35 protein-coding genes are annotated in these 21900 nt (G+C 36.6%); 34 read left to right on the top strand and 1 reads right to left on the bottom strand.

Annotation, left to right across the window (positions count from 1 at the left end):
* Positions 1-16: 16 nt before the first annotated feature.
* Both DUT69_RS05120 and DUT69_RS05125 read left to right on the top strand, forming a co-directional pair.
* Entirely contained in the window at positions 17-2023 is a 2007-nt protein-coding gene (locus tag DUT69_RS05120) for a fibronectin type III domain-containing protein (protein ID WP_162796185.1), read from the top strand.
* A 22-nt stretch (positions 2024-2045) separates the two neighbouring features.
* Complete coding sequence (locus DUT69_RS05125; RefSeq protein ID WP_113652032.1) at positions 2046-3974, top strand: IPT/TIG domain-containing protein; 1929 nt, start codon at positions 2046-2048, stop codon at positions 3972-3974.
* A 63-nt stretch (positions 3975-4037) separates the two neighbouring features.
* On the opposite strand, the gene DUT69_RS05130 is transcribed toward DUT69_RS05125, so the two are convergent.
* The gene (locus DUT69_RS05130) at positions 4038-4706 is read right to left on the bottom strand and encodes a hypothetical protein (protein WP_113652033.1); all 669 of its coding nucleotides are present in this window, start codon (positions 4704-4706) and stop codon (positions 4038-4040) included.
* Positions 4707-4881: 175 nt separating this feature from the next.
* Between DUT69_RS05130 and DUT69_RS05135 the strand changes: the two genes are divergently transcribed.
* The 32 genes from DUT69_RS05135 to rplQ all read left to right on the top strand — a co-directional run bounded on the left by DUT69_RS05135 (position 4882) and on the right by rplQ (position 21816).
* Positions 4882-5157 carry a hypothetical protein gene (locus DUT69_RS05135; protein ID WP_113652034.1) on the top strand — a complete coding sequence of 92 codons (276 nt, stop codon included), beginning with the start codon at positions 4882-4884 and terminating at the stop codon, positions 5155-5157.
* 100 nt (positions 5158-5257) lie between these two features.
* Positions 5258-6094 (top strand): sulfite exporter TauE/SafE family protein, encoded by an 837-nt coding sequence (locus DUT69_RS05140; protein WP_113652035.1) that lies wholly within the window; start codon positions 5258-5260, stop codon positions 6092-6094.
* Entirely contained in the window at positions 6091-6486 is a 396-nt protein-coding gene (locus DUT69_RS05145) for a DUF1634 domain-containing protein (protein WP_113652036.1), read from the top strand. The genes DUT69_RS05140 and DUT69_RS05145 overlap by 4 nt, the downstream gene beginning before the upstream one ends.
* A 183-nt stretch (positions 6487-6669) precedes the next feature.
* Complete coding sequence (gene rplC, locus DUT69_RS05150) at positions 6670-7287, top strand: 50S ribosomal protein L3 (protein ID WP_113652037.1); 618 nt, start codon at positions 6670-6672, stop codon at positions 7285-7287.
* 4 nt (positions 7288-7291) lie between these two features.
* Positions 7292-7921 carry a 50S ribosomal protein L4 gene (gene rplD / locus DUT69_RS05155; RefSeq protein WP_113652038.1) on the top strand — a complete coding sequence of 210 codons (630 nt, stop codon included), beginning with the start codon at positions 7292-7294 and terminating at the stop codon, positions 7919-7921.
* 1 nt (position 7922) lies between these two features.
* A complete protein-coding gene (gene rplW / locus DUT69_RS05160; RefSeq protein ID WP_113652039.1) occupies positions 7923-8213 on the top strand; it encodes a 50S ribosomal protein L23 in 291 nt (96 codons plus the stop codon).
* Positions 8214-8236: 23 nt separating this feature from the next.
* Positions 8237-9061 carry a 50S ribosomal protein L2 gene (rplB, locus tag DUT69_RS05165; protein WP_113652040.1) on the top strand — a complete coding sequence of 275 codons (825 nt, stop codon included), beginning with the start codon at positions 8237-8239 and terminating at the stop codon, positions 9059-9061.
* A complete protein-coding gene (rpsS, locus tag DUT69_RS05170) occupies positions 9061-9327 on the top strand; it encodes a 30S ribosomal protein S19 (protein ID WP_113652041.1) in 267 nt (88 codons plus the stop codon). Before rplB ends, rpsS begins: the two co-directional genes overlap by 1 nt.
* A 7-nt stretch (positions 9328-9334) precedes the next feature.
* Positions 9335-9697 (top strand): 50S ribosomal protein L22, encoded by a 363-nt coding sequence (gene rplV, locus DUT69_RS05175; RefSeq protein WP_113652042.1) that lies wholly within the window; start codon positions 9335-9337, stop codon positions 9695-9697.
* A 5-nt stretch (positions 9698-9702) separates the two neighbouring features.
* The gene (rpsC, locus tag DUT69_RS05180; protein ID WP_113652043.1) at positions 9703-10536 is read left to right on the top strand and encodes a 30S ribosomal protein S3; all 834 of its coding nucleotides are present in this window, start codon (positions 9703-9705) and stop codon (positions 10534-10536) included.
* 34 nt (positions 10537-10570) lie between these two features.
* Positions 10571-10993 carry a 50S ribosomal protein L16 gene (rplP, locus tag DUT69_RS05185; protein ID WP_055130477.1) on the top strand — a complete coding sequence of 141 codons (423 nt, stop codon included), beginning with the start codon at positions 10571-10573 and terminating at the stop codon, positions 10991-10993.
* Between the two features lie 71 nt (positions 10994-11064).
* Positions 11065-11274 carry a 50S ribosomal protein L29 gene (gene rpmC / locus DUT69_RS05190; protein ID WP_113652044.1) on the top strand — a complete coding sequence of 70 codons (210 nt, stop codon included), beginning with the start codon at positions 11065-11067 and terminating at the stop codon, positions 11272-11274.
* 13 nt (positions 11275-11287) lie between these two features.
* Positions 11288-11542, top strand: a complete 255-nt coding sequence (gene rpsQ / locus DUT69_RS05195) for a 30S ribosomal protein S17 (protein ID WP_055130475.1) — start codon at positions 11288-11290, stop codon at positions 11540-11542.
* A gap of 1 nt (position 11543) precedes the next feature.
* Complete coding sequence (gene rplN, locus DUT69_RS05200) at positions 11544-11912, top strand: 50S ribosomal protein L14 (protein WP_041878524.1); 369 nt, start codon at positions 11544-11546, stop codon at positions 11910-11912.
* 1 nt (position 11913) lies between these two features.
* Positions 11914-12252 (top strand): 50S ribosomal protein L24, encoded by a 339-nt coding sequence (gene rplX, locus DUT69_RS05205; RefSeq protein ID WP_113652045.1) that lies wholly within the window; start codon positions 11914-11916, stop codon positions 12250-12252.
* Positions 12252-12818, top strand: a complete 567-nt coding sequence (gene rplE / locus DUT69_RS05210) for a 50S ribosomal protein L5 (RefSeq protein WP_113652046.1) — start codon at positions 12252-12254, stop codon at positions 12816-12818. Before rplX ends, rplE begins: the two co-directional genes overlap by 1 nt.
* Complete coding sequence (gene rpsN, locus DUT69_RS05215) at positions 12818-13087, top strand: 30S ribosomal protein S14 (protein WP_113652047.1); 270 nt, start codon at positions 12818-12820, stop codon at positions 13085-13087. Before rplE ends, rpsN begins: the two co-directional genes overlap by 1 nt.
* Before the next feature lie 141 nt (positions 13088-13228).
* Complete coding sequence (gene rpsH, locus DUT69_RS05220; protein WP_055130471.1) at positions 13229-13627, top strand: 30S ribosomal protein S8; 399 nt, start codon at positions 13229-13231, stop codon at positions 13625-13627.
* Between the two features lie 18 nt (positions 13628-13645).
* The gene (gene rplF, locus DUT69_RS05225; RefSeq protein WP_113652048.1) at positions 13646-14203 is read left to right on the top strand and encodes a 50S ribosomal protein L6; all 558 of its coding nucleotides are present in this window, start codon (positions 13646-13648) and stop codon (positions 14201-14203) included.
* Positions 14204-14208: 5 nt separating this feature from the next.
* On the top strand, positions 14209-14562 hold the full coding sequence (gene rplR, locus DUT69_RS05230) for a 50S ribosomal protein L18 (RefSeq protein WP_113652049.1): 354 nt from the start codon (positions 14209-14211) through the stop codon (positions 14560-14562).
* A gap of 17 nt (positions 14563-14579) precedes the next feature.
* A complete protein-coding gene (gene rpsE, locus DUT69_RS05235) occupies positions 14580-15098 on the top strand; it encodes a 30S ribosomal protein S5 (protein WP_113652050.1) in 519 nt (172 codons plus the stop codon).
* Between the two features lie 4 nt (positions 15099-15102).
* Positions 15103-15282 carry a 50S ribosomal protein L30 gene (gene rpmD, locus DUT69_RS05240; RefSeq protein ID WP_113652051.1) on the top strand — a complete coding sequence of 60 codons (180 nt, stop codon included), beginning with the start codon at positions 15103-15105 and terminating at the stop codon, positions 15280-15282.
* Positions 15283-15387: 105 nt separating this feature from the next.
* Positions 15388-15834, top strand: a complete 447-nt coding sequence (rplO, locus tag DUT69_RS05245; RefSeq protein ID WP_113652052.1) for a 50S ribosomal protein L15 — start codon at positions 15388-15390, stop codon at positions 15832-15834.
* A gap of 3 nt (positions 15835-15837) precedes the next feature.
* On the top strand, positions 15838-17181 hold the full coding sequence (secY, locus tag DUT69_RS05250; protein ID WP_113652053.1) for a preprotein translocase subunit SecY: 1344 nt from the start codon (positions 15838-15840) through the stop codon (positions 17179-17181).
* 75 nt (positions 17182-17256) lie between these two features.
* A complete protein-coding gene (gene map / locus DUT69_RS05255; RefSeq protein ID WP_113652054.1) occupies positions 17257-18042 on the top strand; it encodes a type I methionyl aminopeptidase in 786 nt (261 codons plus the stop codon).
* A 71-nt stretch (positions 18043-18113) separates the two neighbouring features.
* Complete coding sequence (infA, locus tag DUT69_RS05260; protein ID WP_010599888.1) at positions 18114-18332, top strand: translation initiation factor IF-1; 219 nt, start codon at positions 18114-18116, stop codon at positions 18330-18332.
* Position 18333: 1 nt separating this feature from the next.
* Positions 18334-18450: a 50S ribosomal protein L36 gene (gene rpmJ, locus DUT69_RS05265; protein WP_010599887.1), complete on the top strand. Its 117-nt coding sequence runs from the start codon at positions 18334-18336 to the stop codon at positions 18448-18450.
* Between the two features lie 70 nt (positions 18451-18520).
* A complete protein-coding gene (gene rpsM / locus DUT69_RS05270) occupies positions 18521-18898 on the top strand; it encodes a 30S ribosomal protein S13 (RefSeq protein ID WP_113652055.1) in 378 nt (125 codons plus the stop codon).
* Positions 18899-19015: 117 nt separating this feature from the next.
* Entirely contained in the window at positions 19016-19405 is a 390-nt protein-coding gene (gene rpsK / locus DUT69_RS05275) for a 30S ribosomal protein S11 (protein WP_113652056.1), read from the top strand.
* Positions 19406-19474: 69 nt separating this feature from the next.
* Entirely contained in the window at positions 19475-20083 is a 609-nt protein-coding gene (gene rpsD / locus DUT69_RS05280; protein WP_113652057.1) for a 30S ribosomal protein S4, read from the top strand.
* A gap of 76 nt (positions 20084-20159) precedes the next feature.
* A complete protein-coding gene (locus DUT69_RS05285; protein ID WP_090992908.1) occupies positions 20160-21152 on the top strand; it encodes a DNA-directed RNA polymerase subunit alpha in 993 nt (330 codons plus the stop codon).
* A gap of 112 nt (positions 21153-21264) precedes the next feature.
* Complete coding sequence (gene rplQ / locus DUT69_RS05290) at positions 21265-21816, top strand: 50S ribosomal protein L17 (RefSeq protein WP_113652058.1); 552 nt, start codon at positions 21265-21267, stop codon at positions 21814-21816.
* Positions 21817-21900: the final 84 nt, after the last annotated feature.

The following is a 21900-nucleotide window of genomic DNA, read 5'->3' on the forward strand; positions in this document are numbered from 1 at the left end:
TTTAAAATTTTAAGACATGAAAACTTTAGTAGCTATCATATTTTGCTTGTACGCAATGGTAAAAGTCCAAGCTCAAATCAGCCCGTCAACAGGTGTTCAAATGGGAACTATAATGCCTGGGCCTAGTTCAGTATATGGCATTGTTTTTACAAATGATGACATGAATTCTATCAATCTATATTCGGCATCTATAAAGCAATACGATATCTACAAGGACGAAAAAGGTACAGGAAATTTTAAGAAAATTTTGGCGTTAACGTTTCCAACCTCATTTGCAGATTTTAGAAGTCGTGTTGGAGAAGAGGTAGCACAGCAAGTTAAAAATAATTTTAATACAAATGCCGATGAGGAAGCCTACAAAATGCTGGTTGCAGGAGATCCTAATAAAATGGGCTTTCTGGTTTTTTCAAAAATCTTTTTAAAGGGTATTGGGGTCTTGTGGCAAGATGTTGATGTTAAGGGAAACCATTCTTCAACTACTTACAAAATACTAAAGATTGATAATAAAGGGCAAGAGCAATTATTACTAAGTCAGAAATTAAGCGATGTTAGTCGAGTACCTTTTGCTAAATACGAATTGCAGAACTTAACAAGTACAGATAGCGTTGTGCAAATGTCATGGTATGCAAAAGCAACCAATACACCTGCATTTATGGCTAAGGTTTACCGAAAATCAAATACCGATAAGAGTTTTACCGTTGTGCCTCAATTAAGTATAGTGAGTAATACGAACGACACTTCTAAAATTAGCTTTTCTGAACGTGTAATACCAGGCAAGCTTTTTAATTATTATGTAGTGCCCGAGGATTTTGCGGGTAATGAAGGCTTGCCATCAGATACGGCTTTTGCCATCAGTAAATCTTTTAGTCAGCTAAAAGGAATTGAAGACTTTAAAATTGCGGATTCTGTAAAAGGAGCGTGGTTGTCTTGGAAAGGTTTGCCAAATGAAGGCATTTATACCGGAATTCAGATTTTAAAATCGAGAAAAAGTACAGATGGGTTTTTAGAAGTAGCAACAGTCTCATCAACCGATAGCAGTTATTACGATAAGGAAATTCTACCTAACGTAGTATATTTCTATCAACTTAGGCCATTAACAATAGGCGCTAAAGGATTTGGTTTGTTACCGTCTGCAAGCGCTAACATCGCTGTTAAAAATCAAAATGAGGTTCCTTTTGCGCCGCAAGGTTTAAAAGTTTGGCAAGACAGTACAGCGCAAGTTCAGTTACATTGGGATATAAATCCAGAAATAGATCAGTTTGCATATTATGTGCTTAGGGGTACCTCAAAAGAAGATATGAGGATTGTATCTCCTGCATTACGTACCAATGTTTATACAGATTCGCTATCCAATTTAGATGGACAAACAACCTATTTCTATGGGGTTAAGTTGATGAATATTTCTCAAAAAATGAGCGATATATCTACTACTGTTATGTTTAAGCCACTTAAAGTAGAGTTTGTGCCTTACCCATCGGGTATTAGTGCTCGTTATGCAGATGGTGCAGTTAAACTGCTTTGGGAAGACATGATTGCTAAACACGATGAGGTTATAGGATATAAAATATATAGAAAAGGCAAGGCCGATAAAGACTTTAAGTTACTTAACTCGGCAATAGTTAATACAGTAATATTTGAAGATAATACGGCAGAAGTTGGTGAAACTTATGAGTATGGCATAACTGCAGTAAATGCAACTGCTAGTCAGAGCGTACTATCGCCGGTTACTTCTGTTTCTATTCCAATAAGCAGTGTTTTGGCTCCTCCAGCAGATTTGTATTTAGTTAACAAGGTGGAAGGAGTTTATATATCCTGGCCAAATCAGTCTGATGCCAAGAACATAAATATTATTTATAGAAAAGGCTCTGCTGAAAAGGATTTTAAAATGATTGCTGAAATATCGACAGATAATTATACAGATACATCAGCTCAGAAAGGAATGCTTTACAGCTATAGAATTGTGGCAAAAAGTAAGCTAGGTAATAGTAATCCTGGTGTAGAGAAATCGATAAGAAGAAATTAATCCTACATAAATTCAAAATATCATGTTTTGCAGAAAAAATATATTTGGCTTGTTAGCATTTATGCTAGCGTTAAGCCTGGCACAATGTGCGAAAAAATACGATTATGCACCTACAGATAACTCGGCGATAATAGACAGCATTCGCCCGCAAAGAGGAACTGAAAATACCCAAGTTCGTATTTACGGAAGAAACTTTCCTGTAGACACCTCGAAGTTAAAAGCCTTTTTTAACAGCAAACAAGGTTTGGTAATTGAAAAATCTACCAACAATGTTATTTTAGCTAGCGTTCCATCAGAAGCTGGAACTGGAAATGTAAGTCTTAAAATTGGAGACAAAAATATTGTTGGCCCAGTTTTTACATATGACTACGATGCGCCAGTTATTACAGATGTTTCGCCTTTATTGGGCAACGCAGGCACAGAAATAACAATTAATGGTCGTAAGTTTAGCAGTAGCGCTGCAAACAATAAAGTAACGGTAAATGGTTTGCCTGCAACGGTAATTTCATCGTCAGCCACACAGATAAAAGCTACGGTGCCTGAGACTAAAAATGGGCCGGTTGCAGTTACATCAAATGGTATTACTAATTCTGGGCCGGTATTTAGATTTATCCCCCAATTTACAGGCTTAGATAAAACAAGCGGATTTGCGGGAGAAGTTATTGTTTTAAACGGAAAATACTTTGACGCCGGACCAAACGTTGCTGTTAGTTTTAACGGCGTTGCCGGAACAATTATTTCAAATGCCGGTACTAGTATTGAAGTTCGTGTTCCTGCATCCACCAGCGGTAATGTTGTAGTAACTGTAGATGGTGTAAATAGCAATGCCCAAACATTTACCTACAAAATGGCGCCAATAATTACGGGGTTGAGTAAAACCATCGCATTTGCCCAAGATACATTAACAGTTTATGGAAGAAACTTTAACGGAACCGGAACGCCAATAGTAAATTTCGAGGGCGTTGCGGCTACTGTTTTAGGTCATTCTGCATCAGAAATAAAAGTTCGTATTCCGAATAGTGTAAGCGGTAATGTAGTTGTAACTGTAGATGGCGTATCTAGCAACTCGATTTCATTCACTTACTCGCAGAGTATTGTTGCTAATAGTCTGAACCAAACCTCGCCAGTACTGCGTAGCGTATCTGGAATTGATGGTGCAAGTGTAACTATAAAAGGTGGCAATTTTGGTACAACTGCGAATAGAATAAGGGTTACCGTTGGCGGGCAAAATGCAACTATAGTTTCTGTAACTAATACAGATGTAGTTTTCCTAACCCCGAGTTTTTCTTCATCGCAAGATAACTTACAACAAATAAAGATATACTTAGATAATTTTGAAGCTACTTATCCCAACGGAAATTTGACTTTCAATTATTTGGAACCAACGATTTTATCTACAACCGCCACTATTGTACCAGCAATTGGTTTACCTGCCGGATGGTACACGTTTACATTTGTAGTTAACGGTAATAATTATAATGCTACTGCACCAAACGCCAATTTCGAAATGCTTATTGATGGTGTAAAATACAATACAACCGTTAATGGCAATACTGCAACAATTACTTTTACGCAAACAAGCGCCTTTGTTAAAAATAGATATGATATTCGAGTGAATAACAAGTGGGGTAGTTTCATTTCTGCATTTCAGCGTAATGTTACCATTAGTGATTTCGATTATAGCACAGTAAATGGCAGCAGAACGATAACTATAGACGGGAATGGATTTGGAAGTACGGCAGATTTGAATAGATCAGTTAGAGTTTACAGAATTATAAACGGTGTTAAAAATTATCTCACTGTTGCAAGTAGTTTATCCTGGACCGAAAGCCGACTGATAGCAACGTTCTCAGAAAATTTCTTAGACGATTTAACTTACGGAGTAGAGGTTAGGGTAAATTCGAGGTTAGCTACGAAAGAAAAATTCATTGATTACATTAGGGTTAACTAGATAAATAAGGAAGCCCTAGCATTTTTGCTAAGGCTTCCTTACTAAAACATTCTACTACTCAAATTATCTTCCTCTACTTTTCATTTCTTCAATAACATTTCTTTCGTCTTGCAGCTCCCTTGCTAATTTGCGTTGTTGCTCATTAGCTTTGGCTTTATAGGCCTGGTATTCTGCAGAAATTTCATCGTAAAGTTGCGTTCTGTGTTTTGCTTCCAAAATACTTTTGGTAGATCTGGCTATAACCGCAAACAAAGCAATCGCTAAAACGCCAATTATAGACCAAACTAAAATGTTATAGGTAGACTTTGTAAACGAAATTCCTAAAAAACTAATCTCATCAACTTTGGCATTGGCTTCATTCAAGGTATTTTCAGTTCCACTAACTTTTCCATTTAAAGATGAGATACTTTTTTCTTGTTCTGCAATTTTCGCTTTTGCTTTTGTTAGTTCTACACGCTCTTTTCTCAACGTATCATTAACGCTTTTCCATAAAGCGTCTAATCTTGTTGGGTTTATAAGCTTAGCACCATATGAAGATTTTGATCGCGAAAGCATAAAACGGTACTGACCGTTAAGCGAAAAGTCTGTGTTTTTAACTGTATCAACTCTTCTGTATTGTTGCGTGGCAACAGGTTTTGGAACCGTTGCCGGTCTAGTTTGCGAATTGCTTGTAGAAGCAAAAAACGAGGAAATTAATAGGGTAGTTATAAAAAGTAAACGTTGCTTCGCCATAAAATTGCTTTTTTATTTAACAATTATAAACAAAATATATTGTGTAGAAAAGATTAAATATGGCTCGCTAGCTATTTGATTTCGCTTTTAGTGGGCATTTATGTTTTAATTTTAGCATCAGCAATTTGTAGTTTTTTGTTTTATTCTTTTACTTTATAGTTAAAAAGTAATTAATATGGAGGATCTTTTTAATGCTATGACTTTCGAAGAGGCATTCGATAAATTTATTAAGGGTAGGACTGTAGTAGAATTTGGGTTCAGAAAACCAGAGCCAGTAAAATTAAGTAATGGCTTTTTAGCATATCCATGTGGTTACTATACTTTATACGACAACGGATTTAAATTAATCACCTTTGGGAGCTCCTTAGGTACGAGTACAATACAAGATATTTGGGTTTTAGATACCAACGATGTTCCGGTAGGTTATAAAGACCAAACAGAAGTGGAATAATATTAAAAAACGCCTCAATGCCTATAATATATACCTTTTTTGTAGTTTACTATTTTCATATAATTTAGGGTAAAGCGTAACAAGCAGGTATATTTGCCACATGTCAATCCTGTTATTTACCCTAATTGTATTAATCGGCGCTTTCCTAGCGGGATTACTGGGCTCGTTAACAGGTTTAGGTGGTGGTGTAATTATTATACCGCTGTTAACATTAGGTTTAGGAGTTGATATTCATTACGCTATCGGTGCATCTATTATTTCTGTTATAGCAACTTCTTCTGGTTCTGCTGCGGCGTATGTAAAAGAAGGTATTACAAATATTCGTATAGGCATGTTCCTAGAAGTGGCCACTACAGCAAGTGCTATTGTGGGCGTTGTAATAGCCAGTTATATTAAGGCCGATTATATTGTTGTTATCTTCGGGTTTATCTTGCTTTTTTCTGCAGTGATGATGTTGAAGAAAAAAATAGATCATTCGAATAATGAAAAAACCAGCATTTTAGCTAACTATTTTAAGTTAAACGGAAGTTACCCGACCGAAGGAAAAATTCAGCAATATGCGGTGCATAGAGTAGTTGGTGGCTTCTCGATGATGTTTTTAGCAGGGATACTATCTGGCTTATTAGGCATAGGTTCTGGCGCATTAAAAGTTATTGGTATGGATAACATCATGAAAATTCCTTTCAAGGTTTCTACTACTACAAGTAATTTTATGATTGGCGTAACCGCTGCTGCAAGTGCTTTAGTTTATTTGCATAAAGGTCAAATTAATCCTGCTATCGCGATGCCCGTAACTATTGGTGTAATTTTAGGGGCAACGCTTGGTGCTAAAATTCTAATCAGAACTAAAACAGACAAATTAAAGGTTGTTTTTGCTATTGTGGTTACAATTTTAGCCTTGCAGATGATTTACAAAGGATTAACCGGAACGATATGAGCATGCAGGTAAAACATTATTTGGGCGATAAAGATGTACAAGCGATATTAGGCACCTTGCTTCGAGTTGGTGTAATTGTATCTGCTTGCGTAGTTTTTATTGGCGGATTGGTTTTTCTTTATAATAATTCCAGCCAAATTTCATCTTTCGAAACCTTCAAGCCAGAAGATGTTAGGTTTTCTTCTATTGCCGAAATTTTAAAAGGGCTAAAAACTTTTGATGGTTTGGCAATTATCCAATTCGGTGTGATATTGCTGATATTCACGCCAATAGCTCGCGTTGTTTTTTCAATTTTTGGCTTTTTAATGGAGAAAGACTACATGTACGTCATAATCGGTATCATTGTACTTTGCATTATTGTAGCCAGTTTATACCTCGACATAGCACATTAAACCAAGATTTTTAGTTAGTGTGCTGGTACTAAGAAAAATAAATGCTAATTAATTGAAAAAATAATTAGCTAACTATTTGAAAATTAAGAATTCTTTCCTATTTTTGCCCTCCCTTAACGGGGATGCATATCCACCTTGAACGAAGCCCTACTGCTTCGATGGGTGTTAAACTTAAAATAGAAAATGTCAGGTATTATTGGAAAAAAAGTAGGAATGACCAGCATTTTTGACGCCGAAGGCAAGAATATTCCTTGTACGGTGATCGAAGCTGGACCTTGTGTTGTAACACAAGTTAAGACCGAAGAGAAAGATGGTTACGTATCAGTTCAATTAGGATACGATGAAGCCAAAGAAAAAAACACTACCCAGCCTTTAAAGGGTCACTTTGCGAAAGCAAACACTACTCCGAAGCGTAAGTTGGTTGAATTTGAGCAGTTTGAAGAATCGTTAAGCTTAGGTGATACGGTAACTGTAAACATTTTTAACGAAGGAGATTACGTTGATGTTGTAGGTACTTCAAAAGGTAAAGGTTTTCAAGGTGTTGTTAAACGTCATGGTTTTGGTGGTGTGGGTGGTCAAACTCACGGTCAGCACAACAGATTGCGTGCGCCAGGTTCATTAGGTGCGGCATCTTATCCAGCTCGTGTATTTAAAGGTATGCGTATGGCGGGAAGAACAGGTGGAGATAGAGTGAAAATTCAGAACTTGCAAGTTTTGAAAGTTTACGCTGAGCAAAACCTAGTAGTAGTTAGTGGTTCCATTCCAGGAGCTAAGGGTTCTTACGTAATCTTAGATAAGTAAGCAGATGGAAGTTAAAGTAATAAACATTTCAGGAAAAGAGACAGGTGCCAAGGTGCAACTTCCTGAGTCGGTATTTGGTGTAAAACCAAGCGACCACGCGATTTATTTAGATGTAAAGCAATATTTGGCTAACCAACGTCAAGGAACGCACAAATCTAAACAACGTAACGAGATTGCAGGTTCTACTCGTAAATTATACAAACAAAAAGGTACAGGTGGTGCACGTGCCGGAAGCATTAAATCTCCATTGTTCAATGGTGGTGGTCGTGTTTTTGGTCCTCAACCAAGAGACTATAGTTTTAAATTGAACAAAAAATTAAAATCATTAGCACGTAAATCTGCTTTATCATACAAAGCACAAGATAACAACGTGGTAGTTTTAGAAGATTTTACATTTGATTCAATCAAAACTAAAAACTACATCAACCTAGTTAATGCATTAAACTTAGCTGGCGAGAAAACTTTGTTGGTTTTACCTGCACAAAATAATAATATCTATTTATCAAGCAGAAACATTCAGAAAACTAAAGTTATCACTGCAGCAGATTTAAACACTTACGACGTGTTAAATGCAGGTAAACTTTTGTTAACTGCAGACTCGCTTAAAACTTTGGAGGAGGCATTTGCCAAGTAATATGGAAATTTTACAAAAACCAATATTAACTGAAAAAGCTTCTGCATTAACTGAAAAAGCTAACCGTTTTACTTTCAGAGTAGATCACAGAGCTAACAAATTGCAGATTAAATCGGCCATCGAACAAATGTATGGTGTTAACATCGTTGCCTTAAACACAATGGTTGTTGTAGGTAAGTTAAAATCAAGAAATACTAAAGGTGGTTTAGTATCGGGTCGTACCCCGAAATATAAAAAAGCTATTGTAACATTGAAAGATGGCGAAACAATAGATTATTACGCGAATATTTAATAAGAATTGAATAATTTATAACTATGGGCTTAAGAAAATTTAAACCAGTCACTCCGGGAACCCGTTTTAGGGTAGGCGCAAGCTTTACGGAGATTACAGCAACCAAGCCCGAAAAATCATTGGTTGTATCTTCTAAGAAATCGGGAGGTCGTAACAATACAGGAAAGATGACTATGCGCTACATTGGTGGTGGTCACAAAAAATCTTACCGTTTAATTGATTTTAAACGCGATAAGTTTAACATTCCTGCAACAGTAGCAACTGTTGAATACGATCCAAACCGTACCGCACGTATTGCTTTGTTGCACTACGCAGACGGAGAGAAGCGCTACATTATTGCACCTGAAGGGTTGCAAGTAGGACAAACTTTGCTTTCGGGTGACAACGCTACTCCAGAAGTAGGTAACACATTAACCTTAGCAAATATCCCTTTGGGATCTATCATCCACAACTTGGAAATTCAACCAGGTAGAGGAGCGCAATTAGCACGTAGTGCTGGTGCTTATGCACAACTTGCAGCTAGAGATGGTAAATATGCTACAATTAAAATGCCATCAGGTGAGGTAAGATCTATCTTGGTTACTTGTTTAGCAACAATTGGCGCAGTATCTAACGCAGATCACGCTAACGAAGTATTAGGTAAAGCAGGCCGTAGCCGTTGGTTAGGTCGTCGTCCGCGTACTCGTCCGGTAGCGATGAACCCTGTGGATCACCCAATGGGTGGTGGTGAAGGTCGCTCTTCAGGAGGTCAGCCTCGTTCAAGAAACGGAGTTTACTCTAAAGGCTTCAAAACCCGCTCACTTAAAAAATACTCAAATCGTTTCATCATAGAGAAAAGGAAGAAATAATGGCTCGTTCGATAAAAAAAGGACCTTATATTGACCATAACGTAGAGAAAAAAGTAATCTCTATGAATGATTCAGGCAAAAAGTCTGTGATCAAAACTTGGTCTCGCAGATCAATGATTTCACCAGATTTCGTGAATCATACATTTGCTGTACACAACGGTAACAAATTTATACCAGTATACGTAACAGAAAACATGGTTGGTCACAAGCTGGGAGAGTTTGCTCCAACCAGAACATTTAGGGGTCACTCTGAAAAGAAAAAATAATTAAGAGATGGAAGCAGTAGCGAAATTAAACAATTGTCCAACCTCACCACGTAAGATGCGTTTGGTTGTAGATCTTATCAGAGGTGAGCGTGTAGAGAAAGCATTAAGCATTTTAAAATTCACAAATAAAGAAGCAGCAATCAGAGTCGAGAAACTTTTATTGTCAGCTATCAAAAACTGGGAATCTAAAAATGAAGGTTCTCGCCCTGAAGAAAACCAGTTATACGTGAAAACGATAATGGTAGGCGGTGGTCGTCAGTTAAAAAGACTTAGACCAGCACCTCAAGGCCGTGGTTACAGAATACGTAAGCGTTCTAATCACGTAACCTTGGTAGTAGATAGTAAAAACGTTGAAACTCAAACTAATTAACAGAAATGGGACAAAAAGCACATCCAATAGGTAACAGGTTAGGCATCATCAGAGGATGGGATTCTAACTGGTTCGGAGGCAACAACTATGCTGATAAATTAGTTGAAGACGAAAAAATAAGAAAATACCTTTCTGCACGTATTGCAAAAGGTGGTGTAGCTAAAATAGTTATCGAACGTACGTTAAAACGTATCACTGTAACTATCCACACAGCTCGTCCGGGTATTGTAATTGGTAAAGCAGGCGCTGAGGTTGATAAAATCAAAGAAGAGTTAAAGAAATTGACTAAAAAGGAAATTCAAATTAACATCTTCGAAATTAAACGCCCTGAACTTGATGCTCAATTAGTAGCAGAAGGTGTTGCAAAACAATTAGAAGCGAGAATTTCATTCCGTAGAGCAATGAAATCTACTATCGCATCAACAATGCGTATGGGTGCTGAAGGTATCAAAATAATGACTTCTGGTCGTTTAGGTGGTGCTGAGATGGCTCGTAGCGAACAGTATAAAGAAGGAAGAATTCCTTTGCATACTTTCCGTGCTGATATTGACTACGCACTAGCAGAAGCTTTAACTACTTATGGTAAAATTGGTGTTAAAGTTTGGATCTGTAAAGGTGAAGTTTACGGTAAACGTGATCTTTCTCCAAACATAGGTTCTACAAGCAATGCACCTGGTAAAGGTGGCGAAAGACCTCAAGGCGCTTTCGGTGGTAGAGATAACAGAGGTGGTGGCGGCGACAGAAGGAATGACAAACGCAACAGCGGTGGTCGTCCGGGTCAAGGCGGAGCTGGAAGAGATAATAAAGGTGGCGGTGCTAACAGAGGCCCACGCAAATAGTTAACAGATCGTTTAACGATAATATTAAGATAAAATGTTACAGCCAAAAAGAACGAAGTTCAGAAAGATGCAAAAAGGCAGAATGAAAGGTTTAGCAACTCGTGGTGCTGAATTGTCATTCGGATCTTTCGGGATTAAATCTTTAGAGGCAACTTGGATCACAAGTCGCCAGATAGAAGCAGCCCGTATTGCGGTAACTCGTTTCATGAAACGTGAAGGTCAAGTTTGGATTAGAATTTTCCCGGATAAACCGGTAACTAAAAAACCAGCTGAGGTACGTATGGGTAAAGGTAAGGGTGCTCCAGAATACTGGGTAGCCGTAGTTAGACCTGGACGTATAATTTTTGAAGCAGAAGGTGTGCCTTTAGAAGTTGCTAAAGAAGCATTAAGACTTGCAGCTCAAAAATTACCAATTCAAACAAAATTTGTAGTACGTAGAGATTACGTAGAAGCATAATAAATTTCGGGGTCAATGTTGTAAATAACTTGTTGTTACAACCGCTAGACCCGAATATAAAAATTAATAAAATGAAGAACTCAGAAATCATAGGGCTTTCAAAAGAAGAGCTAGTAGCTAAGATTGCAGAAGAAAAAGAAAACTTAGTAAAGTTAAAGTTTGCTCACGCAATTTCGGCTATCGAAAATCCTACCCGCATTACTAAGGTAAGAAAAGACATCGCCCGATTAACTACTGAATTGACTAAGCAAAACGCTAAGTCTGCAACTGAAACTAAATAACTTTAGAGTCGAAATGGAAAGACAATTAAGAAAAACAAGAACCGGGTTGGTAGTAAGCAACAAAATGGATAAGTCTGTTGTTGTGGCGGTTGAGCGTAAAGTGAAACACCCGATCTATGGTAAGTTTGTTAAGAAAACTACCAAATTTATGGCTCATGACGAAAAGAACGAATGTGGTATCGGTGATACTGTGTTGATTCAAGAAACTCGTCCGCTGAGTAAAAACAAGAACTGGAGATTAGTACAAATTTTAGAAAGAGCTAAATAAGATGGTACAACAGGAATCACGATTAAACGTAGCCGATAATAGCGGCGCAAAACAAGTATTGGTTATCCGTGTACTTGGTGGAACTGGCAAAAGATATGCTTCAATAGGCGACAAAATTGTTGTTACTGTAAAAAGCGCTTTGCCATCTGGTAACATTAAAAAAGGAACAGTTTCTAAAGCAGTAGTAGTAAGAACCAAAAAAGAAATCAGACGTAAGGATGGTTCTTATATTCGTTTTGACGACAATGCAGCAGTATTGTTAAATGCACAAGACGAGCCACGTGGTACACGTATTTTTGGCCCGGTTGCGAGAGAACTGCGTGAAAAACAATTCATGAAAATTGTATCATTAGCACCGGAGGTATTATAATATGAAAAACAAAGTAACACAAGCCAAAATAAAAATCCGTAAAGGAGATTTAGTTAAGGTTATCGCTGGCGATTCAAAAGGCCAACAAGGTACAGTACAAGAAGTAATTGTTGCCAAAAATAGAGTGGTTGTAGAAGGTGTAAACCTTGTTTCTAAGCACACTAAGCCAAATGCTGCAACACCTAACGGTGGTATAATTAAAAAAGAAGCTGCTCTTCATATTTCTAACGTTCAGTTAGTTGATCCAAAATCTGGTAAAACTACTCGTGTTGGTCGTAAATTAAACGCCGACGGAAAATTAGTTAGAGTTGCTAAAATATCAGGGGAGGAGATCAAATAATGTCATACGTACCAAGATTAAAAAGTAAATATAAAGAGGAAATTGTAACTGCTCTTAAAGATAAGTTCAATTACAAAAGCGTAATGCAGGTTCCTAAATTGGAGAAAATTGCCATTAACCAAGGTGTTGGCCGTTATTCTGTAACAGATAAGAAAGTTATGGATAGCTCTATTTTGGAAATGTCGACCATCGCTGGTCAGCAAGCAGTAGGCGCAAAATCTAAAAAAGATATCTCAAACTTCAAATTACGTAAAGGTATGCCAGTAGGTGTAAGAGTAACTTTACGAGATAATAACATGTATGAGTTTTTAGATCGATTAATTTCCGTAGCTTTGCCGCGTATTAGAGATTTCAAAGGAATCAATGATAAAGGATTTGATGGAAAAGGTAACTATACCTTAGGTATCACTGAGCAAATCATTTTCCCAGAGATCAACATCGATAAAATCAACAAGATTTTAGGTATGGATATTACATTTGTAACTTCTGCTACCAGTGATGTTGAAGCATTGGAACTTTTAAAACAATTTGGATTACCGTTTAAAAATCAAAAAACTGAGCAATAATGGCAAGAGAAGGTGTAAAAGCACGCGAAGTTAAGCGCCAAAGATTGGTAGCTAAATTTGCAGATAAACGTGCAGCATTAAAAGCAGCTGGCGATTACGAAGGATTAGATAAGTTACCTAAAAACTCATCAGCAGTACGTTTGCACAACCGTTGTAAATTAACTGGCCGTCCTCGTGGATATATGCGTACTTTTGGTATCTCAAGGGTTACTTTTAGAGAAATGGCTCTAGCAGGTAAAATCCCAGGGGTAAGAAAAGCAAGCTGGTAATAAAGTTTTAAGTGTAAGTTATAAGTTGTAAGTATTCTTACGACTTATAACTTATTACGTATAACTCAAATTAGAATTTTAACCGATAGCAGGTCCCAATGCCGGGTGGCAAACGGATACCACTATCACAAACAATAAATAATGAATACAGATCCAATCGCAGATTATCTTACAAGAGTAAGAAATGCCATTAAGGCAAATCACAGAATTGTAGAGATTCCTGCATCAAACCTTAAAAAGGAAATTACTAAAGTACTTTTCGACAAAGGTTACATCGCAAACTACAAGTTTGAGGACACTAACGCTCAAGGCGTTATCAAAATTGCATTAAAATACAATGCAATCACTAAAATCTCGGCAATCCGTACGTTAACTCGTATCAGCAAGCCAGGTTTAAGACAATACGCTGGTGTTGAAAACATGCCAAGAGTATTAAATGGTTTAGGTATCGCAATCTTATCTACTTCTAAAGGTGTAATGACTGATAAAGAAGCAGCCAAATTGAACATTGGCGGTGAGGTATTGTGTCACGTTTATTAATAAAGGGAGGATAGCACAATGTCAAGAATAGGAAAGAATCCAATTAACGTACCTGCAGGTGTTACTATTTCTGTAGCTAAAGATAATTTAGTTACTGTAAAAGGCCCTAAAGGAGAGTTAGTTCAAGCAGTAGATGCTGATATCACTGTAAGCCAAGAAGATGGCGTTTTAACTGTATCTCGTCCATCTGATCAAAAAAGACATAAAGCTTTACACGGCTTATATCGTTCTTTGATCAATAATATGGTTGTTGGTGTAACAGAAGGTTTTAAAATAGAACAAGAATTAGTAGGTGTGGGTTACCGTGCTACTAACCAAGGTAATACTTTGGACTTGGTTTTAGGTTATTCTCACCACTATGTATTCCAATTGCCACAAGAGATCAAAGTTACTACTACATCAGAAAAAGGTCAAACTCCTAAAATTATTTTAGAGAGTATTGATAAACAATTGATTGGTCAAGTAGCAGCGAAAATCCGTTCGTTACGTACTCCAGAGCCTTATAAAGGTAAAGGTATCAAGTTTGTTGGTGAAGTATTAAGAAGAAAAGCAGGTAAATCAGCTTCTAAAAAATAATTAAAATGGCAGGAAAAAAATTATCTCGTAGAGATCGTATTAAAAAAGGTATCAGAAAAAGACTTACTGGATCTGACAGCCGTCCACGTTTATCAGTTTTCAGAAGCAATAAAGGTATTTATGCTCAAATCATCAATGATGTAACTGGTAGTACAATAGTTTCAGCATCATCTTTATCAAAAGATTTTAGTGCTAAAGGCAACAAGTCTGAGCAATCTGTAGCTGTAGGTAAATTAGTTGCTGAAAAAGCAATTGCAGCAGGCGTGAAAGAAGTTGTTTTCGACAGAAATGGTTATTTATACCATGGACGCGTTAAATCGTTGGCAGAAGGTGCTCGCGAGGCTGGTTTAGTATTTTAATCTAAGAAACAGGAAAGATGTCAACTATTAATATAAAAAGAGTTAAAACTAGCGAAATCGAATTAAAAGATCGCTTAGTTAGCATACAACGTGTTGCCAAAGTTACCAAAGGTGGTCGTACTTTTAGTTTCTCAGCCATTGTGGTTGTTGGAGACGAGGCAGGCGTTGTTGGTTTCGGATTAGGAAAAGCAAAAGAGGTTACTGAGGCTATTGCTAAAGGTATTGACGATGCAAAAAAGAACTTAGTTAAAGTTCCTATTTTACATGGTACAGTTCCTCATGAGCAAATTGGTAAATTCTCTGGTGGTTTTGTTCTAATTAAACCAGCAGCTGTAGGTACCGGTGTAATTGCTGGTGGTGCAATGCGTGCAGTATTAGAGAGTGCAGGTATCCATAACGTACTTGCAAAGTCAAAAGGTTCATCAAATCCGCACAACGTGGTAAAAGCAACTGTAGATGCTTTAACTAAAATGCGTGATGCTTATACAGTAGCACAGCACCGTGGTGTAGATTTAAACAAAGTTTTTAACGGATAATATCATGGCTAAAATTAAAATTACCCAAGTAAAAAGCATTATCGATAGAAGCGAACGCCAAAAAAGAACAATGCAAGCTTTAGGTTTAACTAAATTAAACCAGAGTGTAGAAGTTGAGGCTAATGCTGCCATTATTGGGATGGTAAGAAAAGTTAATCACTTAGTAGCTATCGAAGCTATATAATTATTACTAAAATCTGTTTAAGCCTTTGTTGCGCTTAAGCAGATTTTTATTTGTTTATCGTTGTCCCTGATTAGTGAAAGCGAAGGGCAACACAAAAAGTTTAAAATGAACTTAAGTAATTTAAAACCTGCAAAAGGGTCTGTAAAAAAAGTAAAAAGAATTGGTCGTGGTCAAGGTTCTGGTCGTGGTGGTACATCTACTCGTGGTCATAAAGGAGCTGGCTCACGTTCTGGTCACTCAACAAAAATTGGTTTTGAAGGTGGTCAAATGCCTTTACAACGTCGTGTGCCTAAGGTTGGTTTCAAGCCAATTAACCGCACAGAATATGTTGGTGTTAACTTAGATGTTTTACAAAACTTAGCAGAAAAGTTTAACTTAACAAGTATTGATTTTGCTGCTATCCAAGCACACGGTTTAGCTTCTAAAAACGACTTAGTAAAAATCTTAGGTCGTGGTGAAGTTAAAGCTAAATTAGAAGTTACTGCTCATGCTTTTTCTGCAACTGCACAGAAAGCAATCGAAGCTGCTGGTGGCTCAATCGTAAAATTGTAATTAATGAAGAAGCTATTTACTACTTTAAGTAATATTTGGAAAATAGAAGAATTAAAAACGCGTATTTTATTTACGCTGATGATTCTTGTTATTTACAGGTTCGTTTGTCAGGTGGTACTACCAGGTGTAGACCCCACTCAATTATCTACTGCTGAAAAGACTGGTATTTTAGGGTTGTTGGATATGTTTGCAGGTGGTGCTTTTTCGAAAGTATCAATTGTAGCATTAGGTGTAATGCCATATATCTCGGCCTCTATTGTAGTTCAGTTATTAGGCATAGCAGTGCCTACTTTCCAAAAAATGCAAAAAGAAGGAGAGAGCGGAAGAAAAAAACTAACTCAGATTACTCGTTACTTAACGGTAGCTATTACTGCTGTACAAGCAGTTGGTTATGTTAAAACACAAGTTCCTGATGCGGCTATTACAATAGATCATACTACTTTTTACATTTTATCAGGTTTTGTTTTAACTGCAGGTACATTATTTGTAATGTGGTTGGGCGAGAAAATAACTGATAAAGGTATTGGTAATGGTACCTCTTTAATTATTATGGTGGGTATTATTGCTCGTTTACCAATGGCTTTGCAGCAAGAAGTTGCTTCTAAGTTTTCTGGTAACGATGGTGGTTTTATCATGATTGTACTTGAAGTTGTAGCTTTACTTGCTGTTATCATGTTCACTATCCTTATTGTGCAAGGTGTACGTAAAGTGCCTGTACAATATGCTAAGAGAATTGTCGGCAACAGACAAGTTGGTGGTGTTAGACAATATATTCCGTTAAAAGTAAATGCTGCTGGTGTAATGCCAATCATCTTTGCTCAGGCTTTAATGTTTATTCCCAATGCTTTAATTGGAATGTTCCCAGAGAAGTTAACAAATAGCTGGTTACACAATTATACAGAAATTACATCTTTAACATACAACCTAACGTTTGCGTTTTTAATTATCGCTTTTACATTCTTTTATACTGCGATAACCGTAAATCCAACACAAATGTCTGATGATATGAAAAAGAATGGTGGTTTTATTCCAGGTATTAAACCAGGTTTAGCAACTTCTTCTTTTATTGATGATGTTATTTCTAAGATTACTTTCCCAGGATCGTTATTCTTAGCATTGATAGCAATCTTGCCTTCATTTGCAGTAAAGGTTGGAATTCAACAAGAGTTTGCCCATTTCTTTGGTGGTACATCATTGTTGATTTTAGTAGGCGTTGTGTTAGATACTTTACAACAAATTGAAAGTTATCTGTTAATGCGTCACTATGATGGTTTAATGAAAACTGGTAGAGTTACTGGTCGTTCTGGAATTCCAGCGGCAGGAGCTACTAGTGGATCTCCATTATAATATAAAAGGTTATTATTAGATGGTAGTTTAAGCGCTACCATCTAATTTTTTTTCTACGGTCGGAATAAGACTAACATGTCGAAAATTTATTATAAGTCTCCAGAAGAGATTGAATTAATAAGGGAAAGTTCTTTACTCGTTTCAAAAACATTGGCAGAAGTTGCTAAATTAATTGGCCCGGGTGTTACAACAATTGCTTTAGATAAACTAGCATACGAATTTATTAAAGATCACGGTGCAATACCGGCATTTTTAAATTATGGAGGTTTCCCTAATTCATTGTGCATCTCGCCTAACGAACAAGTAGTACATGGTATTCCGAACGACTATGTGATCAAAGAAGGAGATTTAATCTCGGTAGATTGTGGTGTGATAAAAAATAATTTCTTTGGAGATTCTGCCTATACATTTGCAATTGGAGAGATCAGTGAAGAAAGTAGAAAGCTGAGCGAAGTTACCCAAACGTGTTTAAACTTAGCAATTGAAAAAGCGGTAGTTGGTATGAGGATCGGTGATATCGGTTTTGCAGTACAAGAACACGCGGAAAGCAATGGCTTTGGCGTAGTTAGGGAATTAGTTGGACATGGGGTTGGTGTTCAACTTCACGAGAAACCAGAAGTGCCTAATTATGGAAAACGTGGAAATGGGTTAAAGTTAGAGGAAGGAATGGTAATAGCCATCGAACCTATGATTAATGCCGGCGTTGCTGGTGTTAAATTTTGGTCAGACGGCTGGACAGTTACAACTAAAGACAATAAACCATCGGCACATTTCGAACATACAGTAGCTGTAAAAAAGGGCAAAGCAGATGTTTTATCCACCTTTTCGCTGATAGAGAAAGTTTTAGCAGAAAAAAAATAAAAAAACAAAAATTTTTATTTAATTTTGCAACCCTGATTAATAACAGCTAATTAAGTAAAAATCAATATTATATGGCTAAACAAGCCTCAATTGAGCAAGACGGAGTAATAAGAGAGGCATTATCTAACGCTATGTTTAGAGTTGAGTTAGAAAATGGTCACGAAATTATTGCGCATATTTCGGGAAAAATGAGGATGCACTACATCAAAATTCTTCCTGGTGATAAAGTAAAACTGGAGATGTCGCCTTACGATTTAACAAAAGGGCGCATTACTTATAGATACAAATAAAATGAAAGTTAGATCATCAATTAAAAAACGTAGCGCTGATTGTAAGATTATTCGCCGTAAAGGTAAACTTTACGTTATTAACAAGAAAAATCCTAAATACAAACAACGTCAAGGGTAATTAGAAAATATTGTAATGTACCGTACAACGGTGGCCCGCCGTTCGGAATTACTTAAAAAAGCAAATAAATATGGCAAGGATTTCAGGTATTGATTTACCAAGAAACAAAAGAGGAGAGATTGGTCTAACTTATATCTACGGAATAGGTAAGACTACTGCACAACGTATTTTAACTACTGCAGGTATCGATCTTAACAAAAAAGTACAAGATTGGTCTGATGATGAGTTATCGGCTATTCGTACAATGATTAACGATGAGATTAAAGTAGAAGGTGCTTTACGCTCTGAAGTTCAATTAAACATTAAGCGTTTAATGGATATTGGTTGTTACCGTGGTTTACGCCATAGAAAAGGTTTGCCTGTTCGTGGTCAACGTACAAAAAACAACTCTCGTACCCGTAAAGGAAAGAGAAAAACAGTTGCTAACAAGAAAAAAGCTAGTAAATAGTAATTGATAAGCAGTTCCTTCATCACGGGATTTGCTTGGAATAAAATAAATTAAATTAGTTAATGGGTCCGGGTTATTCGCTAATCCAGTAATTCATTAATCTATAATTAAAGCAAAATGGCTAAAAGTAAAAAAGTTACCAAAAAACGTATCGTTGTAATCGAACCTGTAGGTCAGGCACACATCAACGCTACGTTCAACAACATCATTGTTACTTTAACAAACAACAATGGTCAAACAATCTCATGGTCTTCAGCTGGTAAAATGGGTTTTAAAGGTTCTAAAAAGAACACTCCATATGCTGCTGGTCAGGCTTCATCAGATTGCGCTAAAGTAGCATTTGACTTAGGTTTACGTAAAGTTGAAGTATTTGTTAAAGGTCCAGGTTCAGGCCGTGAGTCTGCAATCAGAACTTTACAAGTTGCAGGTATAGAGGTATTGTCTATTAAAGACATCACTCCACTTCCTCACAACGGATGTCGTCCACCAAAGAAAAGAAGAGTTTAATTATTTATTTTTTAAAGCTAAGAGTCACCCGATTAAAGTTGGGATGATACTTTAAAATCAAAACAAAACATGGCAAGATATACCGGACCAAAGTCCAAAATCGCCCGTAAATTCAGAGAGCCAATTTTCGGCCCTGATAAAGTATTAGACAGAAAAAACTACCCTCCAGGCCAACATGGTGCTTCTAAAAGAAGAGGTAAGCAATCTGAGTACGCTGTACAGTTAATGGAAAAACAAAAGGTAAAATACACTTACGGTGTATTAGAAAAACAATTCCGTAACTTGTTTACTAAAGCTTCTGCACGTGAAGGTATCACTGGTGATAACTTATTACAATTATTAGAAGCTCGTTTAGACAATACAGTATACAGATTAGGTATTGCTCCAACTCGTTCAGGTGCACGCCAATTGGTTAGCCATAAACACGTAACTGTAAACGGCGAGGTTGTAAATATTCCATCATATCAGTTAAGAGCTGGTGATGTTGTAGCTGTACGTGATAAATCTAAATCTTTAGAAGCTATCACTAACTCAGTAGCAGGAAGAACGATCAACAAATTTGGTTGGTTAGATTGGAATGCGAGCGAATTGTCAGGTAAGTTTTTAGCTTATCCTCAACGCGATGAGATCCCAGAAAACATTAAAGAGAACCTTATAGTAGAGTTATACTCTAAGTAATAATCTTAGTTAAAGCCTTTAAGGCTTTAACTTTTTTACGTTACACAACATTAATAACGATCTAAAAACATTATAAATGGCAATTTTAGCATTTCAGAAACCCGATAAGGTAATCATGCAGAAATCAACTGATTTCGATGGTCAATTTGAATTTCGTCCTTTAGAGCCCGGTTTCGGTGTAACAATTGGTAACGCCCTAAGAAGAATTTTACTTTCTTCTTTAGAAGGTTTTGCTATTACTAGTATTCGTTTTTCAGGCGTTTCTCACGAGTTTTCTACCATGAAAGGTGTTGTAGAAGATTTAACAGAAATCATCTTAAACTTAAAACAAGTACGTTTTAAGAAAGTTGGTGACTCTGGAGATTCAGAGAAAGTGTTTATTATTGTTAACGGTCAAGATCAATTCTTAGCTGGCGACATTACTAAATTCTCTAACAATTTTGAGGTTTTGAACCCTGATTTTGTGATCTGTAACATGGAAAAATCAGTTACTTTAGAGGTGGAATTAACTATCAATAAAGGACGTGGTTATGTTCCTGCTGAGGAAAACAAGATTACTGATACAGTAGTTGGTGTAATCGCTATCGATTCGATTTTTACTCCAATGAAAAATGTAAAATACACGATTGAAAACTATCGTGTTGAACAAAAAACGGATTATGAGAAATTGATTTTAGATATTTCTACCGATGGTTCTATCCATCCAGAAGAAGCTTTGAAAGAAGCAGCTAAAATCTTAATCCAACACTTTATGTTATTCTCTGATGAGAACTTAGTGTTAGAGTCTCAAGCTAAAGAAGAAACTAAAGAAGTTGATGAGGAAATTTTACACATGCGTAAAATCCTTAAAACTGAATTGGTTGATTTGGATCTTTCTGTACGTGCCTTAAACTGCTTAAAAGCTGCTGACATCCGTACTTTAGCTGATTTGGTTTCTTACGATGTTGCTGACATGTTAAAATTCAGAAACTTCGGTAAAAAATCTTTAACTGAAATCCAAGAGCTGGTAAAATCTAAACAATTATCGTTTGGAATGAACCTTTCTAAATTTAAGTTAGACGAAGAGTAACCCCCACCCCTAAATCCGTAAATGGATTTTAGGCGAATAAATTAAATATTCACTGTGTATAATTCCCTCAGATTAATTTCAAAGAGACGGTATACACTTTATAAAACAAAAAATGAGACACGGTAAAAAACACAACCATTTAGGCAGAACTACATCGCACAGAAAAGCGATGTTAGCAAACATGGCTTCATCGTTGATTAAAAACAAAAGGATTTCAACAACATTAGCTAAAGCTAAAGCTTTACGTGTTTATGTTGAGCCTATCATTACAAAATCTAAAAACGATACTACACACTCTCGTCGTACAGTATTTGCTTACTTACATGACAAAGAAACGGTTACTGAATTGTTCCGTGATGTAGCGCCAAAAATTGCTAATCGTCCAGGTGGTTATACTCGTATTATCAAATTAAACAATCGTTTGGGTGATAATGCGGAGATGGCTTTAATTGAATTAGTTGATTACAACGAAGTTTACGGTAAAGAAGCTGCAACTGAAGAGAAGAAAACAACACGTAGAGGTAGAAGCAAAACTAAAAAAGCTGATGCTCCTGCAACAGAAGCTAAAGCTCCAAAAGCTGAAGTAGTTGAAGAAGAAACTCCTGCAACTGAAGAAGCAACTCCTGAGGCACCTGCTACTGAAGAAGAAGCTCCAAAAGCATAGTTAGACTTTTAAGTCAAAAAATTAAACCTCTTTAAGAATTTTCTTAAAGAGGTTTTTTATTGCGTGTTATTTTTCTGAATTTAA

The organism is Pedobacter namyangjuensis (assembly GCF_003313325.1).
GTDB classification, from domain to species: domain Bacteria; phylum Bacteroidota; class Bacteroidia; order Sphingobacteriales; family Sphingobacteriaceae; genus Pedobacter; species Pedobacter namyangjuensis.

Coding starts and splice junctions, on each gene's coding strand:
- DUT69_RS05120 (WP_162796185.1), top strand. CDS start 17: ATGAAAACTTTAGTAGCTATCATATTTTGCTTGTACGCAATGGTAAAA.
- DUT69_RS05125 (WP_113652032.1), top strand. CDS start 2,046: ATGTTTTGCAGAAAAAATATATTTGGCTTGTTAGCATTTATGCTAGCG.
- DUT69_RS05130 (WP_113652033.1), bottom strand. CDS start 4,706: ATGGCGAAGCAACGTTTACTTTTTATAACTACCCTATTAATTTCCTCG.
- DUT69_RS05135 (WP_113652034.1), top strand. CDS start 4,882: ATGGAGGATCTTTTTAATGCTATGACTTTCGAAGAGGCATTCGATAAA.
- DUT69_RS05140 (WP_113652035.1), top strand. CDS start 5,258: ATGTCAATCCTGTTATTTACCCTAATTGTATTAATCGGCGCTTTCCTA.
- DUT69_RS05145 (WP_113652036.1), top strand. CDS start 6,091: ATGAGCATGCAGGTAAAACATTATTTGGGCGATAAAGATGTACAAGCG.
- rplC (WP_113652037.1), top strand. CDS start 6,670: ATGTCAGGTATTATTGGAAAAAAAGTAGGAATGACCAGCATTTTTGAC.
- rplD (WP_113652038.1), top strand. CDS start 7,292: ATGGAAGTTAAAGTAATAAACATTTCAGGAAAAGAGACAGGTGCCAAG.
- rplW (WP_113652039.1), top strand. CDS start 7,923: ATGGAAATTTTACAAAAACCAATATTAACTGAAAAAGCTTCTGCATTA.
- rplB (WP_113652040.1), top strand. CDS start 8,237: ATGGGCTTAAGAAAATTTAAACCAGTCACTCCGGGAACCCGTTTTAGG.
- rpsS (WP_113652041.1), top strand. CDS start 9,061: ATGGCTCGTTCGATAAAAAAAGGACCTTATATTGACCATAACGTAGAG.
- rplV (WP_113652042.1), top strand. CDS start 9,335: ATGGAAGCAGTAGCGAAATTAAACAATTGTCCAACCTCACCACGTAAG.
- rpsC (WP_113652043.1), top strand. CDS start 9,703: ATGGGACAAAAAGCACATCCAATAGGTAACAGGTTAGGCATCATCAGA.
- rplP (WP_055130477.1), top strand. CDS start 10,571: ATGTTACAGCCAAAAAGAACGAAGTTCAGAAAGATGCAAAAAGGCAGA.
- rpmC (WP_113652044.1), top strand. CDS start 11,065: ATGAAGAACTCAGAAATCATAGGGCTTTCAAAAGAAGAGCTAGTAGCT.
- rpsQ (WP_055130475.1), top strand. CDS start 11,288: ATGGAAAGACAATTAAGAAAAACAAGAACCGGGTTGGTAGTAAGCAAC.
- rplN (WP_041878524.1), top strand. CDS start 11,544: ATGGTACAACAGGAATCACGATTAAACGTAGCCGATAATAGCGGCGCA.
- rplX (WP_113652045.1), top strand. CDS start 11,914: ATGAAAAACAAAGTAACACAAGCCAAAATAAAAATCCGTAAAGGAGAT.
- rplE (WP_113652046.1), top strand. CDS start 12,252: ATGTCATACGTACCAAGATTAAAAAGTAAATATAAAGAGGAAATTGTA.
- rpsN (WP_113652047.1), top strand. CDS start 12,818: ATGGCAAGAGAAGGTGTAAAAGCACGCGAAGTTAAGCGCCAAAGATTG.
- rpsH (WP_055130471.1), top strand. CDS start 13,229: ATGAATACAGATCCAATCGCAGATTATCTTACAAGAGTAAGAAATGCC.
- rplF (WP_113652048.1), top strand. CDS start 13,646: ATGTCAAGAATAGGAAAGAATCCAATTAACGTACCTGCAGGTGTTACT.
- rplR (WP_113652049.1), top strand. CDS start 14,209: ATGGCAGGAAAAAAATTATCTCGTAGAGATCGTATTAAAAAAGGTATC.
- rpsE (WP_113652050.1), top strand. CDS start 14,580: ATGTCAACTATTAATATAAAAAGAGTTAAAACTAGCGAAATCGAATTA.
- rpmD (WP_113652051.1), top strand. CDS start 15,103: ATGGCTAAAATTAAAATTACCCAAGTAAAAAGCATTATCGATAGAAGC.
- rplO (WP_113652052.1), top strand. CDS start 15,388: ATGAACTTAAGTAATTTAAAACCTGCAAAAGGGTCTGTAAAAAAAGTA.
- secY (WP_113652053.1), top strand. CDS start 15,838: ATGAAGAAGCTATTTACTACTTTAAGTAATATTTGGAAAATAGAAGAA.
- map (WP_113652054.1), top strand. CDS start 17,257: ATGTCGAAAATTTATTATAAGTCTCCAGAAGAGATTGAATTAATAAGG.
- infA (WP_010599888.1), top strand. CDS start 18,114: ATGGCTAAACAAGCCTCAATTGAGCAAGACGGAGTAATAAGAGAGGCA.
- rpmJ (WP_010599887.1), top strand. CDS start 18,334: ATGAAAGTTAGATCATCAATTAAAAAACGTAGCGCTGATTGTAAGATT.
- rpsM (WP_113652055.1), top strand. CDS start 18,521: ATGGCAAGGATTTCAGGTATTGATTTACCAAGAAACAAAAGAGGAGAG.
- rpsK (WP_113652056.1), top strand. CDS start 19,016: ATGGCTAAAAGTAAAAAAGTTACCAAAAAACGTATCGTTGTAATCGAA.
- rpsD (WP_113652057.1), top strand. CDS start 19,475: ATGGCAAGATATACCGGACCAAAGTCCAAAATCGCCCGTAAATTCAGA.
- DUT69_RS05285 (WP_090992908.1), top strand. CDS start 20,160: ATGGCAATTTTAGCATTTCAGAAACCCGATAAGGTAATCATGCAGAAA.
- rplQ (WP_113652058.1), top strand. CDS start 21,265: ATGAGACACGGTAAAAAACACAACCATTTAGGCAGAACTACATCGCAC.